Origin of the sequence: Mycobacterium sp. E2238 (assembly GCF_001672665.1) — a bacterium.
Taxonomy (GTDB): domain Bacteria; phylum Actinomycetota; class Actinomycetes; order Mycobacteriales; family Mycobacteriaceae; genus Mycobacterium.
Window position 1 is genome coordinate 21,140 of record NZ_LZKF01000096.1, and the last position, 21,115, is coordinate 42,254.

The following is a 21,115-nucleotide window of genomic DNA, read 5'->3' on the forward strand; positions in this document are numbered from 1 at the left end:
AACTAAGACGATGACGGGCCAGCCGTGAACACCGCCCAATCCACCACGATCTCCACCGTGACGTTCCCCGGTGTGGAACCCCGGCTGCTCTTCGAACGAGCCGGCCAAACCCGCGAGGACTTCACGGCGTATCGAAGGGTCGGGGGGTATCGTCCCCTTGCCGACGCCGATGCATTGCTGAGCGAGGTCGAGGCCAGCGGGCTGGTCGGCCGCGGTGGTGCGGCCTTCCCGCTCGCGATCAAATTGCGCACGGTGCGCGACAACGGGCGCATTGCCGGCGGCGCCGTCGTCGTCGCCAATGGCGAAGAGGGCGAACCGGCTTCGATCAAGGACCGCTGGCTGCTGCGCAACCGCCCCCACCTCATCCTGGACGGGCTGAGGCTGGCCGCCGCGATCGTGAGCACCGACCGCGCATACGTCTACGTGTCCGACCAGGAATCGGCCCACAGCGTCGAAACCGCGCTCGGCGAACTAGATTCCGACGCACTCGGCGGCATCACGGTCGGCATGCTGACGGTGCGGCCCGGATACGTGGCCGGGGAGGAAACCGCCGCCGTCCGCGCGATCAACGGCGGCCCGGCCAAGCCGACGGACAAGCCGCCACGCCCATTCGAATCCGGCGTCGATGATCGCCCGACACTGGTGAGCAATGTCGAGACCCTGGCCAACCTGCCTTTCCTGCAATGCCACGGCTCGGCGGCGTTCCGCTCGCAGGGCACGTCGCTGTCCCCGGGCACCTTCCTGGCCACCATTACCGGGGCGGACCGTCCGGCCGTGCTCTACGAACTTCCGCAGGGCTTGCCGTTCACCGAAATGCTTGCCCTGCACGGCGTTTCACCTGACCAGGTCCGCGGGGCGTTGATGGGCGGCTATTTCGCCGGCCTGCTCAACCGTGCCGTGCTCGAAACAACTTTGGACCACGAGACGATGCGGCGGCTCGGTAGCGGGTTGGGGGCCGGCGCCATCGCGGTGCTCACCGACGATTGCCCGGTCGCGGTCGCCGCGTCGGTGCTGGCCTACTTCGACCGCGAAAACGCCGGGCAGTGTGGCTCGTGCTTCAACGGGACGGCGGCGATGGCCGCCGCTGCCGGGGCGCTGCGCGATGGAGCGGCGACGACCGAAGACGTCAACCGGTTGCGTCGCTGGTCGGTGCTGCTGCGCGGGCGCGGCGCGTGCGCAACGCTGGACGCCGCCACCAACATGGCCGCCAGCCTGCTCAGTCAGTTCCCGGACGAAGTCAGCGCACATCTCGAGGGCACGTGCCAGGGCTGCGCCCGCGGGCCTTTCCGCGCAGACCGTCCCTACGAGGCGGAAGCTATGAGGCTCGCATGAAAATCCGCTTGGACCGCACCGTCTGCGACGGCTTCGGCATCTGCGCCAAATACGCGCCCGGATACTTCTCGCTCGATGACTGGGGCTACGCGTCCCTGATCGGTGATGGCACCGTGGCGGAGGCGGACCGTGACGCCGTCATGCGCGCCCTGATGGACTGCCCGGTGCACGCCATCGCCGAGATCGGTGAGCGCACCTCGCCTTCCGCACACCCCCCCATCGCCGATGCGGACGATCCGGCCGAGCGCCTCAAAACCGAAGAGAACGAGGCGGAGTGGGGCTTCACCCGTTGACCCCGTCGCGCTTTTCACAGAGCCGGACGTCACGAGGGTAAATTCGGTATCGCGTTGCTTGCCTGGTCATGGCGGTTTCAAGGGAATAAGCTGAGACCCGCCAAGGTCAGGACGGCCCCACTGGAGGCCCACCATGAGATGGTTTGTCCTTCGTCTGACCGCCGTCGTCGCGGTCGGCTTCATGGCGATGGCGGTCGCGGCGATAGCGACTCCGGGAATCAGCTCGGCGCAGTGCGATCACAACATGTCGTTCAATCCGGCGACCTTCGAGTGCAAACCGCCACCGGCGGCGCCGGCGTGGTACGTGTCCCCGCCGGCATACGCGCCGTCATTCGCCGGGCAGGATGTGCCGCCGCCTCCCCCGCAGCCATGGTGGACGTCGGAGGCCCCGATGTGGAGTGTCGGCTTTCACCAGTGGGGCATTTACGTGGGCGGCGTCTGGGTGCCGCTCTGACGGGTCAGGCAGGCGCGCTCGACGGTCACCATCTCGATCGACCTTGCCCGCGGGTGATAACGTAATTCTCCGATTCGTATAACGGGCCTACCAGACTGCATCCGGGGACCGTTCGACTCGCGGAGGTGACGTGTCTGCACCGGGACGCCCGCTGCCCCTGATCACTCAAGACAACGAGTTCTTCTGGACCTCGGGCGCCGACGGGAACCTGCGCCTGCAGAACTGCAATGGTTGCCAGTCGCTGATCCATCCGCCCGCACCGGTGTGCCGGTATTGCCGATCCCGCGACATGGGCGTGCGGGTGGTCTCCGGCAAGGGGACGCTGGCCGGCTTCACCATCAATGAGAGGTTCAGTCTGCCCGGCCTGCCGGCGCCCTACGTGGTCGCCCAGGTCGCAATTGCCGAGGACCCCCGCCTGCGACTGACCACCAACATCGTGGAGTGCGAACCCGATCAGCTCGAGCTCGGCCAACAGGTGGAGGTCGTCTTCGAGCAGGCCGAGGATGTGTGGTTTCCGCTGTTTCGACCGGCCGCGAACTCTCAACGCGCCTCCCTGCCGGACGACGAAATCGCGCCCGAACGGTTCGGCGAACACGTCCGGCCGATGCTGACCGCCGAGAAGTTCGAAGACAAGGTCGCGCTCACCGGGATCGGCATGTCGCCGATCGGACGCCGATTGATGCAGCTGCCGCTGGCGCTGACGGTGCAAGCCTGCGAAGCGGCGATCGCCGACGCCGGGCTGACGTACGCGGACATCGACGGACTGTCCACCTACCCCGGCGCGATCAATGTCGGCGGATTCGGGGAGGGCGGCGTCACCGCTCTCGAAGCGGCACTCGGCATTCGGCCGACATGGCACAACGGCGCCATGGAGACGTTCGGCCCAGGCGGATCGTTGATCGCGGCGATGCTTGCGGTCGCCGGCGGTCTGGCGCGTCACGTGCTGTGCTTCCGCACACTTTGGGAGGCCACCAACGGCGAACTGATGAAGCAGGGCAAGATCCGCCCGTCGGGTGGCCGGATGTCGGGCTGGCAGATGCCGTTCGGCGCCACGTCGGCGGCCCACACGCTGGCCATGAACGCGCAGCGGCACTTTCACCGTTACGGCACCACCAAGGAGACCCTTGGCTGGATCGCGTTGAACCAGCGGGCCAACGCCGAGCTGAACCCGACCGCCATCTACCGGTCGCCGATGACGATGGACGACTATCTGAACGCCCGACCGATCACCACGCCCTTCGGTCTCTACGACTGCGACGTACCGTGTGACGGCGCGATAGCGGTGATCGTCTCCGCCATCGACGCCGCCCGCGACCTCGCCAAGCGACCGGTGCTGGTGGAGGCGGTGGGTACGCAGATCGTCGAGCGAATCGACTGGGACCAAAGCACTTTGACCCATGAGCCGCAGGTGCTGGGACAGGCCGCGCACGTATGGACCCGCACCGCACTGCGGCCGGCCGACGTCGACGTCGCCGAGCTCTACGACGGCTTCACCATGAACTGCCTGTCTTGGATCGAGGCGTTGGGGTTCTGCGGGATCGGCGAGGCCAAAGACTTCCTCGACGGCGGCAAGAACATCGCCCGCGACGGCCAGCTGCCGCTCAACACGCACGGCGGCCAGCTTTCGCACGGCCGCACCCATGGCATGGGCCTGGTCCACGAGGCCGTCAGCCAACTGCGAGGGGAGGCCGGCGACCGCCAGGTCACCGGCGCCCGGGTTGGCGTGGTCAGCAGCGGTGGCCTCACACCCAGCGGTGTGCTGCTGTTGCGGGCGGACTCATGAACCTGCCCGCGCCCAAGCCGAGGCTGGTGATCGTCGACGGGGTGCCGATGTCGGCGCTGACCGCCGAATCCCCCGATCCCAAGGCCGTCATCGTGGCCATCCACGGCGGGGGCACCACCGCGATCTATTTCGATTGCCCGGGCCATCCGTCGTATTCGCTGTTACGGACCGGTGCGGCAGCGGGATTCACCGTGGTGGCCCTGGACCGGCCGGGCTACGGTAGCTCGGCACCGTATCCCGAGGCGATGGAGCAGGGAGAGCAGCGCGTCAACCTCGCTTACGGTGCGGTCGATCGGATTCTCGGCGAACGACCCCGTGGCGCAGGCTTGTTCGTGCTGGGGCATTCGGGCGGGTGTGAGTTGACGATGCGGATGGCGGCCGACGAGCGCGGCGCCGATTTGCTCGGCATCGAATTGGCGGGCACGGGCCGGCGCTATCACCCGGCGGCCCGGGAAATACTCAAAACGGCGACCCGCGAACGCCGTCCCGCGGGCATGCGCGACCTGCTGTGGAGCCCCGAAGAGCTGTACCCGCCCGAGGTCCTCGGCGGCGCGACGGTTTCCCCGTCGGCGCCCGCCTATGAGGATCAAATGGTGTCGGACTGGGCGCGACAAACCTTCCCCGCGCTCGCGCCGGCCGTGCGCGTCCCGGTGCATTTCAGCATCGCCGAACACGAAAAGGTTTGGCAGGCTGATGATTCAGCGGTCACGGAGATTACCGGCCTGTTTTCCGCCGCGCCGCGATTCGCCGTGCATCGACAATCCGGCGCCGGGCACAACATCAGTCTCGGCCACACTGCGCCCGACTACCACGCGACGGTCGTGGAGTTCGTCCATGAGTGCGTGGCCGGGCGTTCAACGGAGACGGAATCCGATTTGGAGGCCGGTTGATGAGAGTCGGATTCATCGGGCTGGGCAGTCAGGGCGGCCCCATGGCGCGGCGGATCGTCGAGGGCGGCTGCGAGACCACGCTGTGGGCGCGCCGACCCGCAACCCTCGAGCCGTTCGCCGACACCCCGGCCAAGGTCGCCGGGTCACCGGCCGAGCTCGCCGCGGCCAGTGACCTGGTCTGCCTTTGCGTCGTGGGCGACGCCGACATCGACGAGATCACCCGCGGCGAGGGCGGGCTGTTGGCGGCGATGGAGCCGGGTGGCGTGATCGCCGTGCACAGTACCGTGCATCCCAACACTTGCCGCGAGCTCGCGAATGCCGCTGCTGCCAAGGGTATTTCGGTGATAGATGCGCCGGTGAGCGGTGGCGGCCCGGCGGCCGCCGAAGGACGGCTGCTGGTGATGGCCGGCGGTGACGCCGACGTGGTCGAGCGTTGCCGTCCCGTCTTCGCGACGTACGCCGACCCCATCGTCCACCTCGGTGAGCTGGGTTCGGGTCAGACCACCAAGCTGCTCAACAATCTGCTTTTCACCGCCCACCTGGCCACCGCGGCCACCGCGCTGTCACTGGCCCGCGCCCTCGGGGTCGACCCGGACCGCCTCACCGAGGTCGTGTCCCGCAGCAGCGGAAACAGCTTTGCGCTCAACGCCCTTGGCGGCATCGGCGGCCTGGACCGGCTCGCCGGCGTCGCGGGCACGCTGCTGCAAAAGGATGTCCGCCTGGTGGTCGACTTGGCCGGCCGGGCCGGGGCAGACGGCGGTGCCGTGCTCGATGCGGCCGACGCCGCCTTGATCCTCATGGGCCATCCGCGGTGAGAGTCGGTTTCATCGGCGCGGGGCGGATGGGCCGCCCTATGGTGACCCGCCTGATAGCCGCGGGGCACGACGTCTGGGCCGTGGGCCGGACCGCGGACAAGCGGAGCGATCTCGAGCAGCTCGGCGCCCGCGCGGTCCACGACGCGGCCGGGGCAGGGGCGCGCGCCGATGTCGTGGTGCTCAGCGTGTTCAGTGACGAACAGGTGCGGGAGGTATGCCTGGACGGCGGGTTGCTCTCCGCCATGCAGCCGGGTGCGGCGCTGGTGGTGCACACCACCGCCAGTCCGAAGACAATCGACGCCGTGGCCGCTCGCGCCGACGGCGTCGATGTCATCGATGCGGCGGTCAGCGGGGGTCCGCACGACATCGCCGCCGGCCGGCTCACCCTCTTCGTCGGTGGCACCGACGAAGCGGTGACGCGGGTGCGGCCACTGCTGAGCTGCTACGGCGACCCCGTCTTGCACGTCGGGCCCACCGGAACCGGGCAAAAGGTGAAGCTGGTCAACAACGCCTTGTTCGCGGGGCATATCGGGCTGCTCGCGGAATCGATCGGGCTGGGCGAGCGGCTTGGCGTGCCGGAGTCGACGCTGCTGGCCGCGCTCGCGCACGGCAGCGCGGGCAGCCGCGTCCTGAGCCTGGTGGCGGCGAGCGGTTCCGTCGCGTCGTTCATGGAGATTGCCGGCGAATTCGTCGACAAAGACGTTTCCCTGGTCCGTGGCATCAGCGAAGAGCTCGGCGCCGATCTGGGTGCCCTGGACGCCGTCATCAAAGCCCCCAAATCTGAGACTGCACCCGCCAGGAGGGTTTGAGATGCCCGCGTTTCGGTCTTCCCGGTTCGTCACGAAGGTATTACCGTTACCGTTACAGTGAACGACTCCGCTGTAACGGGTTCAGCCCGCCCTCGCCGCTGAGGAGGATTCAGTGACAAAACCGAAGGTCGTCTTCGATCCGTACTCCGAGGACTACTTCAAAAACCCGTTCGACACTTATCGACGGATGCGCGAGGAAGCGCCGCTGTACTACGACGAAAAAGAGGACTTCTACGCGCTGACCCGGCACGAGGACGTCGCGGCCGCGTTCAAGGACTTCGAAACCTATTCCTCGGCGCGCGGTTGTGACCTGGCGATGGTGCGCAAGGGCGTACCCGCCGAGAACAAATCGATCATCTTCATGGACCCGCCCGAGCACCGGCACATGCGCAGCCTGCTCAACAAGGCGTTCACCCCGCGGGCGATCCAGTCGCAGCGCGAGACGATCATCGAAGTGATCGACAAGTATCTGGGCGCCGCCGACCCCGACAACTTCGACGTCGTGCAGGACTTCTCCGGGCCGTTCCCGGTGGAAGTCATCACCCGAATGGCCGGGGTGCCGGAGGAATACCGCCAGCAGGTGCGCCACTGGATCGACACCAGCCTGTCCCACGAACCGGGCCAGATCGAGGTCAGCGAAGCGGGCATGCAGGCCAACATCGATGCGGCGATGTACTACTTCAGCCTGGTTCAGGAGCGGCGCCAGGAACCACAGGACGACATGATCAGCCGGCTGATCGCGGCCGAGATCCCGGGCCCCGACGGCCAGCTGCGCAAGCTCGACGACATCGAGATCTGCGGGTTCGCAACCCTTCTGGGCGGCGCGGGCGCCGAGACCGTCACCAAACTGATGGGCAACGCGGCGGTGATCTTCGCCCGTCATCCCGACCAATGGCAAAAGCTGCAGGACGACCGCGACAAGATCCCGGGGGCGGTGGAAGAACTACTGCGCTACGAGGGTCCGGTGCAATACAACGTCCGCTACACCCTTAAAGAGGCGCACGTCAGCGGTGGCGTGATTCCCGCGGGCAAGCCGGTGTTCCTCTGCGGCGCAGCGGCGAACCGCGATCCGGAGGCCTTCACCGACGCCGACACGTTCGACATCGAGCGTGACCAGACCGAGGCGCAGCATCTCGGTCTCGGGTACGGAATCCACAGCTGCCTCGGCGCCGCGCTGGCCCGCCTGGAAAGCAGGATCGCGCTGGAGCGGCTCCTCGACTTCATGCCCCGCTATGAGGTGGACTGGGCGGGGTGCAAACGGGTGAACATGCAAAACGTCGCGGGCTGGAAGAACGTGCCCGTCAAGGTGCTTCGGTAAGGGGGTTGTTGCCGTGACGAAGAAGATTGAAGTCGATTGGGGGCTCTGCGAGAGCAACGGTGTCTGCATGGGCATCAATCCGGAGATCTTTCTCCTCGGCGACGACGACATGTTGACCGTCTTAAAGGAGGAGGTCACCCCGGAGAACGAGGCGGACGTGCGCGAGGCCGTGCGTCAGTGCCCCCGGCAGGCCATCTCGATCGTGGGCGAGTAGCGATCAGAAACCGGCGATGATGACGGCGTTGCAGTCGGCCGCGGCCTGCCGCAGTTTCGCCGCCTTCTGATAAGCCTCGGACTCGTACCACGCGCGGGCCGCATCGACCGATTCGAATTCCAGCACAACGGTCTGGTCGCCGTGCCAGTCGCCTTCGATCACTTTGGGGGCGGTGTCCACCGCGAGAATGGTGGCACCCGCCATCGCCGAACCTGCCGCCTGGGCATAGGCCTTCATGCCCTCGGGATCCTTGATGGCCTCCGTGAGGATGACGTACCCTTTCGCCACTGAATCTCCTTAGATCTTGCTGATGGCCTGTTCGGGACAGCACTCGATGGCCTCTTGCGTGGCGGCCTCGAATTCCGTTGGGACGTCGGACGGTATCGCCTCCGCGTATCCGTCGTCAGTGAGGCTGAATACCTGCGGGCACAGCGTCGTGCAGACGCCGTGGCCGCGACAGCGCTGGTCGTCGACTGTGACTTTCATGCCGGTGTGAACTCCAGGTGCAGCTCTGTCAGGCCGCGCAGGATGTACGTCGGAACGTATTGGTAGCGCCGGGCATTCGCCGGGCCGTGCACGTCCTCGTTGATCCTGATGTCCGACGTCCGGTCGAGCAGGCGCTCGATCGCCACCCGGGTCTCGGCGCGCGCCAGCGGCGCGCCGGGGCAGCTGTGGATACCGCGCCCGAACGAGATGTGCTGGCGGGCGTTCTTGCGGGCCGGGTCGAAAGTGGCGGGGTCGTCGAACCGGCGGGGGTCACGGTTGGCGGCCGCTTGGACAACCATGACGGTGGTTCCCGCGGGCAGGTCGACGCCACCGACGTTGGCGGGCACCCGATTCAATCGGAAGTCGCCCTTGACCGGGCTCTCGTGGCGCAACGACTCTTCGATGAAGTTGGGGATCAGGCTGCGGTCCTTGCGCAACTGCGCCTGGATGTCGGGCCGCTCCCCCAGCGTCTGCAACGCCGCACCCAGCAGCCGCACGGTGGTCTCCTGGCCCGCCGAAAAGACATTGCTGGCCACCCGCGCCACGTCTTCCACGTCAGGGGTCGAGCCGTCCGGGTAGGTGGCAGTGGCCAGGCCGGTCAGCACATCGTCGCGGGGCTCGCGCCGACGGTCGATGACGTAATCGGAGAAAAGACCGTAGAGGAATTCCAGCGGGCTGTGCGCCAGCGAGCCCTTGGTGCCCCCGACGCCGCCACCCGAGTGGTCGCGGATGCCCTTGACGAACTTGTCGCGATCCTCCTCGGGCACGCCGAGCAGATCGGCGATGACCAGCAAGGTGAACGGGCCGGCGAAGCCCTTGATCCAGTCGCCGCGGCCGGGCGCCAGGAACGTGTCGAGTACCTGGTCGGCGAGCACCCACATGGCGTCCTCGTTCTCCTTGAGGCGCTTCGGGGTGATCAACCGCATGAGCAGCGAGCGGTGGTTGGTGTGGGTCGGAGGGTCGAGGGTCGGCAGCTGATCGCTGAACGGCAATTCGTCGCGGTGTTTCTCGATCAGGTCGGTGATGTCGTCGCCTTCCAGCGGTACCGGAAAACCAGGAAACGGACCGGTGACGGAGATGCATGAGGACCACGTCTCGGCGTCGTTGAGCACCGCGCACGCCTCGTCCCAACCGGTGATCATGGTGACGTTGTGATGGGTCTCCCGCGTGACGGGGCACTGCCGGCGCAGCGCCTCGTAATAGGGGTACGGGTCTTCGATGAGCTCGCTGCCGCGAAAGAAGTCCAACTCGGAGAATTCGTTCGCCATCTCCCGCTCCTTTAATCTCGGCTAGTGAGAATGTGCCTCTCGCAGATGAGCATTACATTTCCACACGGCGTGGTTGGCCGTCAACGAGGGGTCGGCCGTCGCCGACGGTGTGAGGGCGCGGCGTTAGCTGGCGGGGACCAGATCGGCGGCGACGGATGGCCAGGCCAGCAGCCCGCTGCGGAAGGTCTCCACCTGGCCGATCGAGCCGTGCGGCACCGCGGCCGCGGCCAGGGCCTGGGCTTTGAAGGTGTGGGCGGCCATGCTCAGCCGGTGCTGCACCAGGCCGACGCTGTCGTCGAGCTCCGCCGGCCAGCTCTCGCCCCACAGGGTGACCTCGGTGACGCCGTGATCAAGGGCCTGCAACACCCCTTGCCGCACCCGAGGGTCGCAGCCGAACAAGTCCGCCGCCGCCGCCAGGGCCTGCGGACGAGGACGAGATTGCACCGACGCCAACGCGCCTTCGAGGTCGACCACCCGGGCGCCAAGGATCTGCAGGGGCCGGTCGTCGGCGTTATCGGCCAAGTCCGCCAGGAGCACGGTGACGTCCCACCCGGCCATCGCCCGATCGAAAAGCCAGCCGCCGGCGAACCGCACCACGTCGACGACGGTGGCGGCGACCACGTCGAGCCGGTATCTCATGTCTTCGCGCCGCTCTTCTAAGGGGCGAAGTCCCGCGCCAGGGTCTCGGCGTACTGCTTGAACACCTCGGTTAGCGGTATCGATGGATCGAGCAACCATGTGGTTTCCATTCCGTGGACGAAGGCGAGTATTTCCACTGCCTTGACGGCAGGGTCTATGTCCGTGCGGTACCGGCCATCCGCCTGCCCGCGGCGGATCAGGTCGGCGACGATGTCGGTCGCGGCGCGATGCCTGGCCAGCATCCGGTCGTGCAGCGGAGCGTCGGGAAGGATGTTTTCGACCAGCAGCACGGTGAACGTTCCGACGAGTTCGGGGGCCCGGTTGAACCGGTCGGCGACCTGGGCGATCTGGGCGAAGAGGTCCCCGGTCCGGTCGGCATGGAGGTCGTCGTCGAGATCACGCGCGTCGAGGACGGCGTGCAGCAGTTGCTCTTTGGACTCGAAGTGATGCAGCAACCCTGCGGGGGTGACCCCGGCCTCGCCGGCGATCTGGGCGAGGGTGGTGCTGCGCCAGCCATTGTGGGTGAGCAGCCGTTGCGCGACGTCGAGTATCCGCTGCTTGCGGTCCTCGCCTTTGGCGAGCAACGTGTCGTATCGCCGTGCGTCGGGCACCGGACTCCTTTGGCCGATCGGCGGGCATGAACCAACCTAGTGAACACACAGTAGGTTAGTTTGGCCGCTGTGACAAGCGTCACGCGGGGGTGCCTGTTTCGCCCGCGGCCGTGCCGCGGACTACCGCACGAGCTCGACCAGGGTGGCGTTGGCGGTGCCGCCGCCCTCGCACATGGTCTGCAGCCCGTACCGAATCCCGTTGTCGCGCATGTGGTGGGCCATTCGCGTCATCAACACCGCACCGGAAGCGCCCAGCGGGTGGCCCAGGGCGATGGCACCGCCGAGCGGGTTGACCCGCTCGGGGTCCGCCCCCGTTTCGGTGAGCCATGCCAGCGGCACCGGCGCGAAGGCCTCGTTCACCTCGAACGCGCCCACCTCCGGGAGGGGTATGCCGGCCTTCTTCAGCACCTTCTCGGTCGCCGGGATGGGCCCGGTGAGCATCAGGACAGGGTCCGCCCCGGTCACCGCCCCGGCCAGGTAGCGAACCAGCGGGGTCAGCCCCAACTCGACCGCCATCTCCGCCGTCGTCACCAGCAGCGCGGCCGCGCCGTCGGAAATCTGCGAGGAATTGCCGGCGTGGATCACCCCGTCTTCGGTGAAGGCCGGTTTGAGTCCGCTGAGTTTCTCGACCGTGGTCCCCCGCCGGATCCCTTCGTCGGCGGCGACCGTTTCGTCCTCGGTGAACACCGGCACGATCTGGTCGGTGAACGCGCCGGCGTCCTGGGCCGCGGCGGCCCGTTCGTGGGACTGGGCGGAGTATTCGTCGAGCCGGGTGCGGGAGAATCCCCACTTCTTGGCGATCATCTCCGCCGACAGGCCCTGGTTGAAGGAAAAGCCGTCGTAGCGGGCGAGGACCTTTGGGCCGTACGGCATGCCGGTCGCCCTGGCCGAACCGAGCGGAACGCGGCTCATCACCTCGACACCGCCGGCTACGACGACATCCTGCTGGCCGGACATCACGGCCTGCACGGCGAAATCGAGCGCCTGCTGACTGGAACCGCACGCCCGGTTGACGGTCGTCCCGGGGATGGTCTCGGGCCATCCGGCGGCCAGCACGGCGTAGCGGCCGATGTTGCTGGACTGATCCCCCACCTGGGACACACATCCCCAGACCACGTCATCGACGATCTCCGGGTCGACACCCGTGCGTTCCAGCAGCTCGTTGAGGACGACGGCGGACAGGTCGGCGGCGTGCATCCCGGACAGGCCGCCGTTGCGCTTTCCCACCGCTGTACGTACGGCTTCGACGATGACTGTTTCCCGCATATCCCTACTCCGCTTCCTTCTCCGATTTCGACAGCGTCCACCGGCCAGTAAACGACGGCTCCCGCCGCTCCGCGAAAGCGGCATACGCGGCGGCCGCGTCCGCCGTCGCGAAATTGCCCACCTGGGCGCGGGCCTCGTTGGCCAGCGCATCGCGCAAGGTGCTGTCGGCGAGCACGGGTTCGCCGAGCGCGGTCAATAGCTCCTCGGCAACTTCAGGACGTTGGCTCCCAGGAAGTTGAGAATCATCTCCTGGCTCACGGGCGCGATCTTCATCAGCCGGGCCTCCCGGAAGTAGCGCGTGATGTGGTACTCCTCGGCGTATCCCATGCCGCCGTGCGTTTGCAACGCCCGGTCCGCGGCGGTGAAGCCGGCATCGGCACACAGATATTTTGCCGTATTCGCCTCGCGCCCACAGGGTTTGCCGTTGTCGTATAACCAGGTTGCCTTGCGCAACATCAGCTCGGCGGCGTCAAGGCGTGCCAGCGAGTCGGCAAGCGGGAACTGCAGTCCCTGGTTCATGCCGATGGGCCGGCCGAACACCTCACGTTCGTTGCCGTATTTCACCGCCTTTTCCAGCGCCACCCGGCCGATGCCGAGCGCCTCGGCGGCGATCAGCATCCGCTCCGGATTCAGACCGTCCAGGATGTACTGAAAACCCTTGCCTTCCTCGCCGATTCGGTCCTCGACCGGTACCTCGAGATTGTCGATGAACAACTCGTTGGAGCTGACGGCGTTGCGGCCCATCTTGCGGATGGGGCGGACGTCGACGCGGCTGCGGTCGAGATCGGTGATGAACAACGTCATCCCGTCGGTCTTCTTAGTCACTTCCTCATATGACTGGGTACGCGTCAGCAGCAGGATCTTGTCGGACTCCATGGCTTTGGAGATCCACACCTTCCGACCGTTGACGATGTAGCGATCACCGTCGCGCTTGGCGAAGGTGGTGATGCGCGAGGTGTCCAGTCCGGCACCGGGTTCGGTCACGCCGAAGCAGACGTGCACTTCGCCGGTCGCGACCTTGGGCAGTGTGCGCGCCTTGAGTTCGTCGGAGCCGTGCACCACCACCGGTTGCATGCCGAAGATGGACAAGTGGATCGAACTGGCGGCGTTCATGGCGCCGCCGGATTTGGCGACCTCCTCGAGCAGGATGGTGGCTTCGGTGATTCCGAGGCCATGGCCGCCGTACTCCGGGGGAATCGTCATACCCAGCCAGCCACCCTGTGCGATGGCGTCGTAGAACTCGGTCGGAAACTCGTGCGCCTGGTCCTTCTCCATCCAGTACTGGTCGTCGAACTTGCGCGCCAAGTCGGCGACCGACCGGCGGATCAGCTGCTGGTCGTCGGTCAGCTCAAAGTTCATTCCGGCGCCGGGCACTGCGGGGTCTCCTCATTCGTTGCGGACGGCGAGATTGCCGTAGTGGTCGTGGATTGTCGAAACTCGCGACCCCCACCGCAATCTCGACGCAGCGCACCCAGCCCGAGCCGGTGGCCTCAGTCCGTGTTGCCGGTTAGGGCCTTCGCGTTGGCCGCGAAGTCCGCGAAGGACGAGCCGCCCCGGCTGTCCTTGTCGTGGCCCTTCGCCTTGATCGACACGTCGTGGCCCTCGGCGGCCTTGCGCAGCGCGCCGACCGTCGCCTGTTCGCGCGAGATGTGGGTGAACGGGTCGAACGAGTACCAGCGCATGGCGTTCTCGTGCGTCATCTTGTTGATCTCGTCGTCGGGAACATTGTTGAGGGACAACACATCCCAGAGCTCTTCGGGCGCCCCCGGCCACATCGAGTCGCTGTGTGGGTAGTCGGCCTCCCAGCAGATGTTGTCGATGCCGATCATGTTGCGCAGCGCCACGCCGACCTTGTCGCTGATGAAGCAGGTCAGGAAGTGGTCGCGGAAGACCTCGCTGGGCAGCTTGCCCTGGAAGTTCTGGTGCGTCCACGCGGAGTGCATCTCATAGGTCCGGTCCGCGCGCTCCAGGAAGTAGGGAATCCAGCCTGTTCCACCCTCGGAGAGCGCGATTTTCAGGTCCGGGTACTCCTTGATCGGCCGCGACCACAGCAAGTCGGCGGCGGCCTGCACGATGTTCATCGGCTGCAGCGTGATCATCACGTCCATCGGCGCATCCGGGGCGGTGATGGCCAGCCGGCCCGAGGAGCCGATGTGCACGTTCATCACGGTGTCGGTTTCCACCAACGCTTTCCACAGCGGGTTCCAGTACTCGTCGTGGAAGCTGGGATAGCCCATCGCGGCGGGGTTTTCGGTAAAGGTCAGCGCGTGCACGCCCTTCTTCGACACTCGACGCACCTCGGCGGCACACGCCTCGGCATCCCATATCACCGGGATCGCCATCGGAATGAAGCGCGCGGGGTAGGCGCCGCACCACTCGTCGATGTGCCAGTCGTTGTAGGCCTGCACCAGCGCAATCGAGAAGTCGTTGTCGTCGGTGGCGAACAGCCGCCCGGCGAAGCCCGGGAAAGACGGGAAGCAGATCGAGGCCAGGATGCCGCCGGCGTTCATGTCCTTGACGCGCTCGTCGACGTTGTAACAACCCGGCCGGATCTCGTCGAGCCCCGTCGGCTCGATGCCGTACTCCTCCTTGGGCCGGCCGGCGACCGCGTTGAGCGCGACGTTGGGGATCACGGTGTCGCGGAACTTCCACATGTCCGAGCCGTCGGCGTTGTGCACCAGCCGCGGCGCGTCGTCCTGGTACTTCTTCGGCAGGTGGTTCTTGAACATGTCCGGTGGCTCGACGGTGTGGTCGTCAACGCTGATCAGGATCATGTCTTCTTTGTTCATGGCCGTTGCCCTTCCATCGAATCCGTCTGTTCGATTCCGCTCCCACGCAGCCTCGGCGAATAGCTGTCCCGTGCCAAGATCACTAAATTGAAAACTATCTTCTCGCCAAGCGAGAATCAACATCCAGCGGAGGCCACGGCCGGTGGTGGCCGCCTGACCAGGGGCGGAGCGCGGCCGCTAAATTGCCGGGTTCCCGGCGACCATGCGCTGAGGTAAATGCCTGCGCCGCCCCGCAGCCCGTCCGCCGCCCCATGTCCGCTCGAAGTCGGGCATCCCGGCGGACCGGATCGGCGATCGTGCCCTGCCCATGCCCCGCCGCCGGCATTGACCGGCCGCTCGATCCGTGCAAGTCTATTGGTTGGAAATGAGAATATGATTCTCCTAGGCTGAGAGGTGGTCGGGAGGACGGCGAGAGGAGAGCACGGATGCGGTTGCCGCCGCTGCCGGCTGATCAGTGGGACGAGGCGACCCACAAGGCACTCTCGGCAATGCGTGACCCCGCCGCCAACAACGCGCTCAGCACCCTCGCCCACCACCCGGCCCTGGCCAAGGCGTTTCTGCGGTTCAACGTCCACCTATTGACCTCGTCGACGCTGCCGGCGCGCGTCCGCGAGTTGGCCATCCTGCGCGTCGCACATCGTCGCGAATGCGCCTACGAGTGGTCTCACCACGTCAGGATGGCCAAGGCCGAGGGAATCACCGACGACCAGATCGCCGCTGTGCTGGGCGGTGCCGGCGAGGACGTCGGCCACCTAGACACGTTCGACCAAACGGTGCTCACCGCCGTCGACGAACTCGAAGACAAATCCGAGTTGTCCGACGAGACGTGGGCCGCGCTCGGCGAGCACCTCAACGACCAGCAGCGCATGGATTTCGTCTTCACGGTCGGCTGCTACGCCCTGCTGGCCATGGCCTTCAAGACTTTTGGCATACAGCCCGAACACGCCGATCAGCACTGACAGAGGAGTAAGAAAGTTGCCGCACTTCCCGAAGCCAGCCGCCGGCAGCTGGACAGAAAACTATCCCGAACTGGGGACCGCGCCGGTCGATTACACGGACTCGATCGATCCGGCGTTCTTCGAAGCCGAGCGCGAGGCGGTCTTCAGGAGGACCTGGCTCAACGTCGGCCGGGTCAACCGCCTGCCGCGCACCGGCAGCTACTTCACCAGGGAACTGCCGTCGGCGGGCAAGGGCACCTCGGTGATCATCGTCAAGACCAAGGACGGATCGGTCAAGGCCTATCACAACGTCTGCCGCCACCGCGGAAACAAGTTGGTGTGGAACGATTTTCCCAACGAGGAGACCTCCGGCACCTGTCGGCAGTTCACCTGCAAGTATCACGCCTGGCGCTACAGCCTCGACGGTGACCTGACCTTTGTCCAGCAGGAAGAAGAGTTCTTCGACCTCGACAAAAGCAGATTCGGGCTGGCGCCGGTCCGCTGCGAGGTGTGGGAAGGCTTCATCTTCATCAACTTCGACGACAACGCGGCGCCCCTGATCGACTATCTCGGGCCGCTGGCCAAGAGCATCGAGGGCTACCCCTTCGGCGAGATGACGGAGACCTACTCCTACCGGGCCGAGGTCGGGAGCAACTGGAAACTGTTCATCGACGCGTTCGTCGAGTTCTACCACGCGCCGATCCTGCACCAGGGGCAGTACACCAAGGAAGAAGCCGCCAAGATCCAGAAGTACGGCTACGAGGCGCTGCACTACGAGCTCTCCGGACCGCACAACCTGCAGTCGACCTGGGGCGGTCAGGCGCCGCCCCCGGACATGTCCATGGTCAAGCCGATGGACCAGGTGTTGCGCAGCGGTCTGTTCGGTCCTTGGGACAAGCCCGAGATCATCGAGAAGCTGGAGCTGCCGCCGGGTGTCAACGTGAAGCGGGTGCCGCAGTGGGGCATTGACTCGTGGCTCTTTTACCCCAACTTCATGCTGTTGATCTGGGAGCCGGGCTGGTTCCTGACCTACCACTACTGGCCCACCGCCGTGGACAAGCACATCTTCGAGTGCACCCTGTATTTCGTCCCGCCGCGCAATGCGCGGGAACGCCTGGCCCAGGAGTTGGCCGCCGTAACCTTCAAGGAGTACGCGCTACAAGACGCCAACACGCTGGAGGCGACCCAGACCATGATCGGCACCCGGGCCGTCAAAGAATTCCTGCTCTGCGATCAGGAAGTCTTGATCCGCCATCTGCACAAGACGACCGGCGACTACGTGAAGGAGTATCAGAACAATGGCCACGTCGTTGCTGCCCGCTGAATTCGCCGACCTGGAACCGTTTTTGGGCTGGGACCTGGCGACCGAACCCGAGCGCTACGCCAAGCGGCTGGCCTCGACGATGGCCGAGATGCAGGCGTTCTACGACGCCGCGTTCCCGCGCCTCAACGACGTGATCGCCTACTGTGACAAATACCCGCTGGACGATCTCCCCGAGGACGCAAAGGCTCTCATGCACATGATGCAGTCGCTCGTCATGGTGTCGTTCCCCATCGAGGCGTGGAAACAACCAAGGGTGCCTGACAGCGGCGCGGCCTGGGTCGAGTGCATCAGGGAACCGGTGATTTAACCGGTGTTGACGCTCAAGGCCGCCGGGCTGCTCGACATCGACGCCGGCGAGATCGTCTCCCCCGGCGTCATCCGGATCGACGGCGACCGGATCGCGAGTGTCGGCGGCTCAGGCCCGGAGGGCCCGGAAGACTCGGTCATCGACCTCGGCGAGGCGATCCTGCTGCCCGGGCTGATGGACATGGAGGTCAACCTGCTGATGGGCGGCCGCGGGGAGAAACCCGGCCTGTCCCAGGTTCAGGACGATCCGCCGACGCGGGTGCTGCGCGCGGTTGGCAATGCGCGGCGCACGTTGCGCGCCGGATTCACCACCGTGCGCAACCTCGGCTTGTTCGTCAAGACAGGCGGCTACCTATTGGACGTCGCGCTGGGCAAGGCCATTGACGCCGGCTGGATCGACGGTCCGCGGGTGGTGCCGGCGGGCCATGCCATCACGCCGACCGGCGGCCACTTGGACCCGACCATGTTCGCGGCATTCGCGCCGCACGCCCTGGAACTGACCGTCGAAGAAGGGATCGCCAACGGCATCGACGAGATCCGCAAGGCGGTGCGCTACCAGATCAAACACGGCGCCGAGCTGATCAAGGTCTGCTGTTCGGGCGGAGTGATGTCGCTGACCGGTCCGCCCGGCGCGCAACACTATTCGGATGAGGAGTTGTGCGCGATCGTCGACGAGGCCCACCGGCGTGGGCTGCGCGTCGCGGCGCACACGCACGGCGCCGAAGCGGTCAAGCACGCCGTTGCGGCCGGCATCGACTGCATCGAGCATGGCTTTCTGATCGACGACGAGGCGATCGCGTCGCTGGTCGAGCATGGCACGTTCCTGGTGAGCACCCGGCGCCTGGCCGACGGCGATGCGATGGACGTCTCGCACGCTCCCCCAGAGCTGCAGGCCAAGGCGGCCGAGATGTTCCCGAAGGCGAGGACCTCCATCCTGGCCGCCTACCAGGCCGGCGTGAAGATCGCGGTCGGCACCGACGCGCCCGCGATCCCACACGGCCGCAACGCCGATGAGTTGGTCACCCTCGTGAATTGGGGGCTGCCGCCGTTGGCGGTCCTGCGGGCGGCGACGGTGACCGCGGCCGAGCTGATCAACTCGACGGACCGGGGGCGGCTCGCGGCCGGGCAACTCGCCGACATCATCGCGGTGCCGGGAAACCCCTTGGAAGACATCACCGTTACCCAGCAGGTGAGCTTCGTCATGAAAGGCGGCAAGGTCTATGTCGACAAATCGGCCAACCCGAACTGACGACCTGGTCGAGATCCAGCAACTGCTCGCCCGCTACGCAGTGACCATCACCCAGGAAGACATCGACGGGCTGATCGGCGTCTTCACCCCGGACGGCACCTACAGCGCGTTCGGCTCCACCTATAAGTTGGACCGGTTTCCCGAGCTGGTGGCCGCCGCGCCAAAGGGGTTGTTCCTCACCGGAACTGCCTTGATCGACAACCTTGACGGCGATGCCGCGAGCGGCACCCAGCCGCTGTGCTTCATCGACCATGCCACCCACGACATGCGGATCGGCTACTACCGCGACACCTACTCCCGCACCGCCGACGGGTGGCGGCTGAAAACCCGTGCCATGACGTTCATCCGCCGCAGCGGCGTGCACGACTCCGGGCGCCCGCACGCGGTCGGCCGTCCCACGCCGTGAATGTCGAGGAGTTCCGCGCGGGACTGCGCGGGTGGCTCGACGACAACGATCTGACGCCCGGGACCGATCACTCGCTGCAGGGCCAGATGCGTCAGTTCGCCCGGGTCAGCCGAGCGCTCTACGACGCCGATTGGATGCGCTATGGCTGGCCCACCGAGGTCGGCGGGTTGGATGGTCCCGCGGTGCTGCGCGCGATCGTCGGCGAGGAAGTGGTCGGTCGCCGCCTCGCGGAACCCGGACCCTATTCGATGCTCGAGGTGCTCGCGCCGACGATGATCGATTACGCCCCGGCCGGGCTGGCCGCGGAGATGGTGCCGCGGCTGCTGAGCGGCGAAGAGCAGTGGTGCCAAGGCTTTTCCGAGCCGGGGTCGGGCAGCGACCTGGCCTCGTTGACCACCCGGGCGACGCAGCAAGGCGATGACTGGATCGTCAACGGGCAGAAGGTCTGGACCAGCTTCGCGCAGTTCTCGACGCGCTGCGTCCTGCTCACCCGCACCGCGCCCGGACACGACGGGATCACCGCGTTCTTCGTCGACCTCGACACCCCGGGCATCACCATCCGGCCGCTGCGGACGATGCATGGCGTCGACGAATTCTGCGAGGTCTATTACGACGACGTGGTGATCCCGGGGAGCCGGATGCTCGGGCGGCCGGGCGACGGCTGGCGACTCGCCATGGACCTGCTGCCCTATGAGCGGTCCACCTGCTTCTGGCAGCGCATCGCGTATCTGTACTCCCGCTTCGACGAACTCATCGCGCAGACGTCCGGTGCCGGTGAGTCGAACGAATCCTCGCTCGGTGCGGCGTATCTGGCGCTGCACACACTGCGCTGCCGATCCCGGGACACCCAGCACAGGCTCCGCGACGGAGCCCGCCTGGGACCCGACACGTCCATCGACAAGGTGCTGCTCGCCGGCGCAGAGCAGCGACTCTACGACACCGTCCGTGACCTGCTGCCCGGGGCGCTCGAGCTGGACGACACGCCGTGGCGCGCGGAATACCTGTACTCGCGCGCGGCGACCATTTACGGCGGCACCGCCGAAATCCAGCGCAACATCATCGCCCGCCGGCTACTGGGCCTCGGGAAGGAGTGAAGCGTGGAGCCGACGGATCCTGAGTCGCTGCGACTGCTCGAAGGTTCGCTGCGGACCACGATGACGGCCGCATCGGGGGTCAAGCTCGATGCGGCACTGGCCGACCTGGGCTGGCGCGACATGCTGGACGAAATGCCAGACATTGCCACACCTTTGGTGTTCCGCCTGCTCGGCGAGACGGGTACGCACGCGCCGGTGCTCAACGACGTGGTGTTACGCGAGAGCGGCGCACCGCCGGGCGACACGGTGCCGCTACCGTTTGCCGGTAGCTCCTGGGTGAGATGGGAACGGGGCGACGCGGGCGCGAACTCGGCGATTGACGAGTCGCTGCCGATACACCGTGTGCCACAAGGGGATCCTTTGCCGCCGGCCGCGCTACACGCGGGACGGCGGGCACTGGGTTGGTGGTTGGTCGGCGCCAGCCGGGCCATGCTCGCGCTGGCGCGCCAGCATGCCCTCGACCGCGTCCAGTTCGGGCGGCACATAAGCTCGTTCCAGGCGATCCGACACCGGCTGGCCGAAACGCTCGTTGCGATCGAGGGCGCCGAGGCGACGCTGCACGTCGCGGCGCAAGCACACGATCACGACGGCCTGGCCGCCCTGCTGGCGAAGGCCGCCGCTGGCCAGGCCGCGCTCACCGCCGCCCGCCACTGCCAGCAGGTGCTCGGCGGGATCGGCTTCACAGCCGAGCATCCGCTGCATCACCACGTCAAACGGTCGCTGATCCTGGATGGGCTGCTGGGCAACGCGCGGGAACTTACCCGGGAAGCCGGAAAAGCTCTGGTGGATAAGCGGTTTGCGCCGCGGCTTGCTGAGCTCTAGCCCGCCCGC

Annotated in this window: 24 protein-coding genes and 1 pseudogene; 16 read left to right on the forward strand and 9 right to left on the reverse strand. The window is 66.5% G+C overall.

Features of this window, described 5'->3' with window-relative positions:
• Nucleotides 1-24 precede the first annotated feature (24 nt).
• From A5711_RS08105 to A5711_RS08145, 9 genes are all read left to right on the forward strand, one after another.
• Nucleotides 25-1,332, forward strand: coding sequence for an NADH-ubiquinone oxidoreductase-F iron-sulfur binding region domain-containing protein (locus tag A5711_RS08105; RefSeq protein ID WP_067945276.1), 1,308 nt, complete (start codon nucleotides 25-27; stop codon nucleotides 1,330-1,332).
• On the forward strand, nucleotides 1,329-1,625 hold the full coding sequence (locus A5711_RS08110) for a ferredoxin (RefSeq protein ID WP_067945279.1): 297 nt from the start codon (nucleotides 1,329-1,331) through the stop codon (nucleotides 1,623-1,625). Before A5711_RS08105 ends, A5711_RS08110 begins: the two co-directional genes overlap by 4 nt.
• 133 nt (nucleotides 1,626-1,758) lie before the next feature.
• Complete coding sequence (locus A5711_RS08115; RefSeq protein ID WP_067945280.1) at nucleotides 1,759-2,079, forward strand: hypothetical protein; 321 nt, start codon at nucleotides 1,759-1,761, stop codon at nucleotides 2,077-2,079.
• A 130-nt stretch (nucleotides 2,080-2,209) separates the two neighbouring features.
• Nucleotides 2,210-3,862 carry an OB-fold domain-containing protein gene (locus A5711_RS08120; protein WP_067945282.1) on the forward strand — a complete coding sequence of 551 codons (1,653 nt, stop codon included), beginning with the start codon at nucleotides 2,210-2,212 and terminating at the stop codon, nucleotides 3,860-3,862.
• Nucleotides 3,859-4,752: an alpha/beta hydrolase gene (locus tag A5711_RS08125; RefSeq protein ID WP_067945284.1), complete on the forward strand. Its 894-nt coding sequence runs from the start codon at nucleotides 3,859-3,861 to the stop codon at nucleotides 4,750-4,752. Before A5711_RS08120 ends, A5711_RS08125 begins: the two co-directional genes overlap by 4 nt.
• The gene (locus A5711_RS08130; protein WP_067945286.1) at nucleotides 4,752-5,567 is read left to right on the forward strand and encodes an NAD(P)-dependent oxidoreductase; all 816 of its coding nucleotides are present in this window, start codon (nucleotides 4,752-4,754) and stop codon (nucleotides 5,565-5,567) included. Before A5711_RS08125 ends, A5711_RS08130 begins: the two co-directional genes overlap by 1 nt.
• On the forward strand, nucleotides 5,564-6,376 hold the full coding sequence (locus tag A5711_RS08135) for an NAD(P)-dependent oxidoreductase (protein WP_082975679.1): 813 nt from the start codon (nucleotides 5,564-5,566) through the stop codon (nucleotides 6,374-6,376). Before A5711_RS08130 ends, A5711_RS08135 begins: the two co-directional genes overlap by 4 nt.
• Nucleotides 6,377-6,488: 112 nt before the next feature.
• Nucleotides 6,489-7,694, forward strand: a complete 1,206-nt coding sequence (locus A5711_RS08140) for a cytochrome P450 (protein ID WP_067945290.1) — start codon at nucleotides 6,489-6,491, stop codon at nucleotides 7,692-7,694.
• A gap of 13 nt (nucleotides 7,695-7,707) precedes the next feature.
• Nucleotides 7,708-7,908: a ferredoxin gene (locus A5711_RS08145; RefSeq protein ID WP_067945292.1), complete on the forward strand. Its 201-nt coding sequence runs from the start codon at nucleotides 7,708-7,710 to the stop codon at nucleotides 7,906-7,908.
• A 3-nt stretch (nucleotides 7,909-7,911) separates the two neighbouring features.
• Here the strand turns inward: A5711_RS08145 and A5711_RS08150 are convergent, their stop codons facing one another.
• The 9 genes and pseudogenes from A5711_RS08150 to A5711_RS08190 all read right to left on the reverse strand — a co-directional run bounded on the left by A5711_RS08150 (nucleotide 7,912) and on the right by A5711_RS08190 (nucleotide 14,967).
• Nucleotides 7,912-8,145, reverse strand: coding sequence for a DUF1330 domain-containing protein (locus A5711_RS08150; protein WP_231972029.1), 234 nt, complete (start codon nucleotides 8,143-8,145; stop codon nucleotides 7,912-7,914).
• A 60-nt stretch (nucleotides 8,146-8,205) separates the two neighbouring features.
• Entirely contained in the window at nucleotides 8,206-8,394 is a 189-nt protein-coding gene (locus tag A5711_RS08155; protein ID WP_067945296.1) for a ferredoxin, read from the reverse strand.
• Nucleotides 8,391-9,662: a cytochrome P450 gene (locus A5711_RS08160; RefSeq protein ID WP_067945298.1), complete on the reverse strand. Its 1,272-nt coding sequence runs from the start codon at nucleotides 9,660-9,662 to the stop codon at nucleotides 8,391-8,393. Before A5711_RS08160 ends, A5711_RS08155 begins: the two co-directional genes overlap by 4 nt.
• Nucleotides 9,663-9,785: 123 nt before the next feature.
• Entirely contained in the window at nucleotides 9,786-10,301 is a 516-nt protein-coding gene (locus A5711_RS08165; protein WP_067945300.1) for a hypothetical protein, read from the reverse strand.
• Between the two features lie 17 nt (nucleotides 10,302-10,318).
• Nucleotides 10,319-10,912, reverse strand: a complete 594-nt coding sequence (locus tag A5711_RS08170) for a TetR/AcrR family transcriptional regulator (protein ID WP_067945302.1) — start codon at nucleotides 10,910-10,912, stop codon at nucleotides 10,319-10,321.
• Between the two features lie 120 nt (nucleotides 10,913-11,032).
• Entirely contained in the window at nucleotides 11,033-12,178 is a 1,146-nt protein-coding gene (locus A5711_RS08175; protein WP_067945304.1) for a thiolase family protein, read from the reverse strand.
• Nucleotides 12,179-12,182: 4 nt separating this feature from the next.
• Nucleotides 12,183-12,347: pseudogene (locus A5711_RS08180) on the reverse strand (enoyl-CoA hydratase); the annotation flags it as partial.
• Between the two features lie 23 nt (nucleotides 12,348-12,370).
• Nucleotides 12,371-13,537, reverse strand: a complete 1,167-nt coding sequence (locus A5711_RS08185) for an acyl-CoA dehydrogenase family protein (protein WP_067945308.1) — start codon at nucleotides 13,535-13,537, stop codon at nucleotides 12,371-12,373.
• A gap of 131 nt (nucleotides 13,538-13,668) precedes the next feature.
• The gene (locus A5711_RS08190; protein WP_067945310.1) at nucleotides 13,669-14,967 is read right to left on the reverse strand and encodes an amidohydrolase family protein; all 1,299 of its coding nucleotides are present in this window, start codon (nucleotides 14,965-14,967) and stop codon (nucleotides 13,669-13,671) included.
• Between the two features lie 425 nt (nucleotides 14,968-15,392).
• Here A5711_RS08190 and A5711_RS08195 point away from each other — a divergent pair, with 425 nt between their 5' ends.
• From A5711_RS08195 to A5711_RS08225, 7 genes are read left to right on the forward strand one after another with little or no spacing between them, the layout of a single operon-like run.
• Complete coding sequence (locus tag A5711_RS08195) at nucleotides 15,393-15,926, forward strand: carboxymuconolactone decarboxylase family protein (protein WP_067945312.1); 534 nt, start codon at nucleotides 15,393-15,395, stop codon at nucleotides 15,924-15,926.
• Nucleotides 15,927-15,942: 16 nt separating this feature from the next.
• Entirely contained in the window at nucleotides 15,943-17,229 is a 1,287-nt protein-coding gene (locus A5711_RS08200) for an aromatic ring-hydroxylating dioxygenase subunit alpha (protein ID WP_067945314.1), read from the forward strand.
• Nucleotides 17,204-17,536 carry a hypothetical protein gene (locus A5711_RS08205; protein ID WP_067945316.1) on the forward strand — a complete coding sequence of 111 codons (333 nt, stop codon included), beginning with the start codon at nucleotides 17,204-17,206 and terminating at the stop codon, nucleotides 17,534-17,536. Before A5711_RS08200 ends, A5711_RS08205 begins: the two co-directional genes overlap by 26 nt.
• A gap of 3 nt (nucleotides 17,537-17,539) precedes the next feature.
• Nucleotides 17,540-18,784 carry an amidohydrolase family protein gene (locus A5711_RS08210; RefSeq protein WP_067945318.1) on the forward strand — a complete coding sequence of 415 codons (1,245 nt, stop codon included), beginning with the start codon at nucleotides 17,540-17,542 and terminating at the stop codon, nucleotides 18,782-18,784.
• Entirely contained in the window at nucleotides 18,756-19,190 is a 435-nt protein-coding gene (locus A5711_RS08215) for a nuclear transport factor 2 family protein (protein WP_067945320.1), read from the forward strand. The genes A5711_RS08210 and A5711_RS08215 overlap by 29 nt, the downstream gene beginning before the upstream one ends.
• On the forward strand, nucleotides 19,187-20,284 hold the full coding sequence (locus tag A5711_RS08220) for an acyl-CoA dehydrogenase family protein (protein ID WP_067945322.1): 1,098 nt from the start codon (nucleotides 19,187-19,189) through the stop codon (nucleotides 20,282-20,284). Before A5711_RS08215 ends, A5711_RS08220 begins: the two co-directional genes overlap by 4 nt.
• Nucleotides 20,285-20,344: 60 nt before the next feature.
• A complete protein-coding gene (locus tag A5711_RS08225; RefSeq protein ID WP_082975681.1) occupies nucleotides 20,345-21,106 on the forward strand; it encodes an acyl-CoA dehydrogenase family protein in 762 nt (253 codons plus the stop codon).
• Nucleotides 21,107-21,115: the final 9 nt, after the last annotated feature.

Bases quoted from the DNA above. Each gene is read 5' to 3' on its own strand.
- A5711_RS08175 (WP_067945304.1), bottom strand. From the start codon at position 12,178: ATGCGGGAAACAGTCATCGTCGAAGCCGTACGTACAGCGGTGGGAAAG.
- A5711_RS08195 (WP_067945312.1), top strand. From the start codon at position 15,393: ATGCGGTTGCCGCCGCTGCCGGCTGATCAGTGGGACGAGGCGACCCAC.
- A5711_RS08215 (WP_067945320.1), top strand. From the start codon at position 18,756: ATGTCGACAAATCGGCCAACCCGAACTGACGACCTGGTCGAGATCCAG.
- A5711_RS08160 (WP_067945298.1), bottom strand. From the start codon at position 9,662: ATGGCGAACGAATTCTCCGAGTTGGACTTCTTTCGCGGCAGCGAGCTC.
- A5711_RS08115 (WP_067945280.1), top strand. From the start codon at position 1,759: ATGAGATGGTTTGTCCTTCGTCTGACCGCCGTCGTCGCGGTCGGCTTC.
- A5711_RS08185 (WP_067945308.1), bottom strand. From the start codon at position 13,537: ATGAACTTTGAGCTGACCGACGACCAGCAGCTGATCCGCCGGTCGGTC.
- A5711_RS08205 (WP_067945316.1), top strand. From the start codon at position 17,204: ATGGCCACGTCGTTGCTGCCCGCTGAATTCGCCGACCTGGAACCGTTT.
- A5711_RS08165 (WP_067945300.1), bottom strand. From the start codon at position 10,301: ATGAGATACCGGCTCGACGTGGTCGCCGCCACCGTCGTCGACGTGGTG.
- A5711_RS08190 (WP_067945310.1), bottom strand. From the start codon at position 14,967: ATGAACAAAGAAGACATGATCCTGATCAGCGTTGACGACCACACCGTC.
- A5711_RS08110 (WP_067945279.1), top strand. From the start codon at position 1,329: ATGAAAATCCGCTTGGACCGCACCGTCTGCGACGGCTTCGGCATCTGC.
- A5711_RS08225 (WP_082975681.1), top strand. From the start codon at position 20,345: ATGACGGCCGCATCGGGGGTCAAGCTCGATGCGGCACTGGCCGACCTG.
- A5711_RS08150 (WP_231972029.1), bottom strand. From the start codon at position 8,145: ATGAAGGCCTATGCCCAGGCGGCAGGTTCGGCGATGGCGGGTGCCACC.
- A5711_RS08155 (WP_067945296.1), bottom strand. From the start codon at position 8,394: ATGAAAGTCACAGTCGACGACCAGCGCTGTCGCGGCCACGGCGTCTGC.
- A5711_RS08130 (WP_067945286.1), top strand. From the start codon at position 4,752: ATGAGAGTCGGATTCATCGGGCTGGGCAGTCAGGGCGGCCCCATGGCG.
- A5711_RS08125 (WP_067945284.1), top strand. From the start codon at position 3,859: ATGAACCTGCCCGCGCCCAAGCCGAGGCTGGTGATCGTCGACGGGGTG.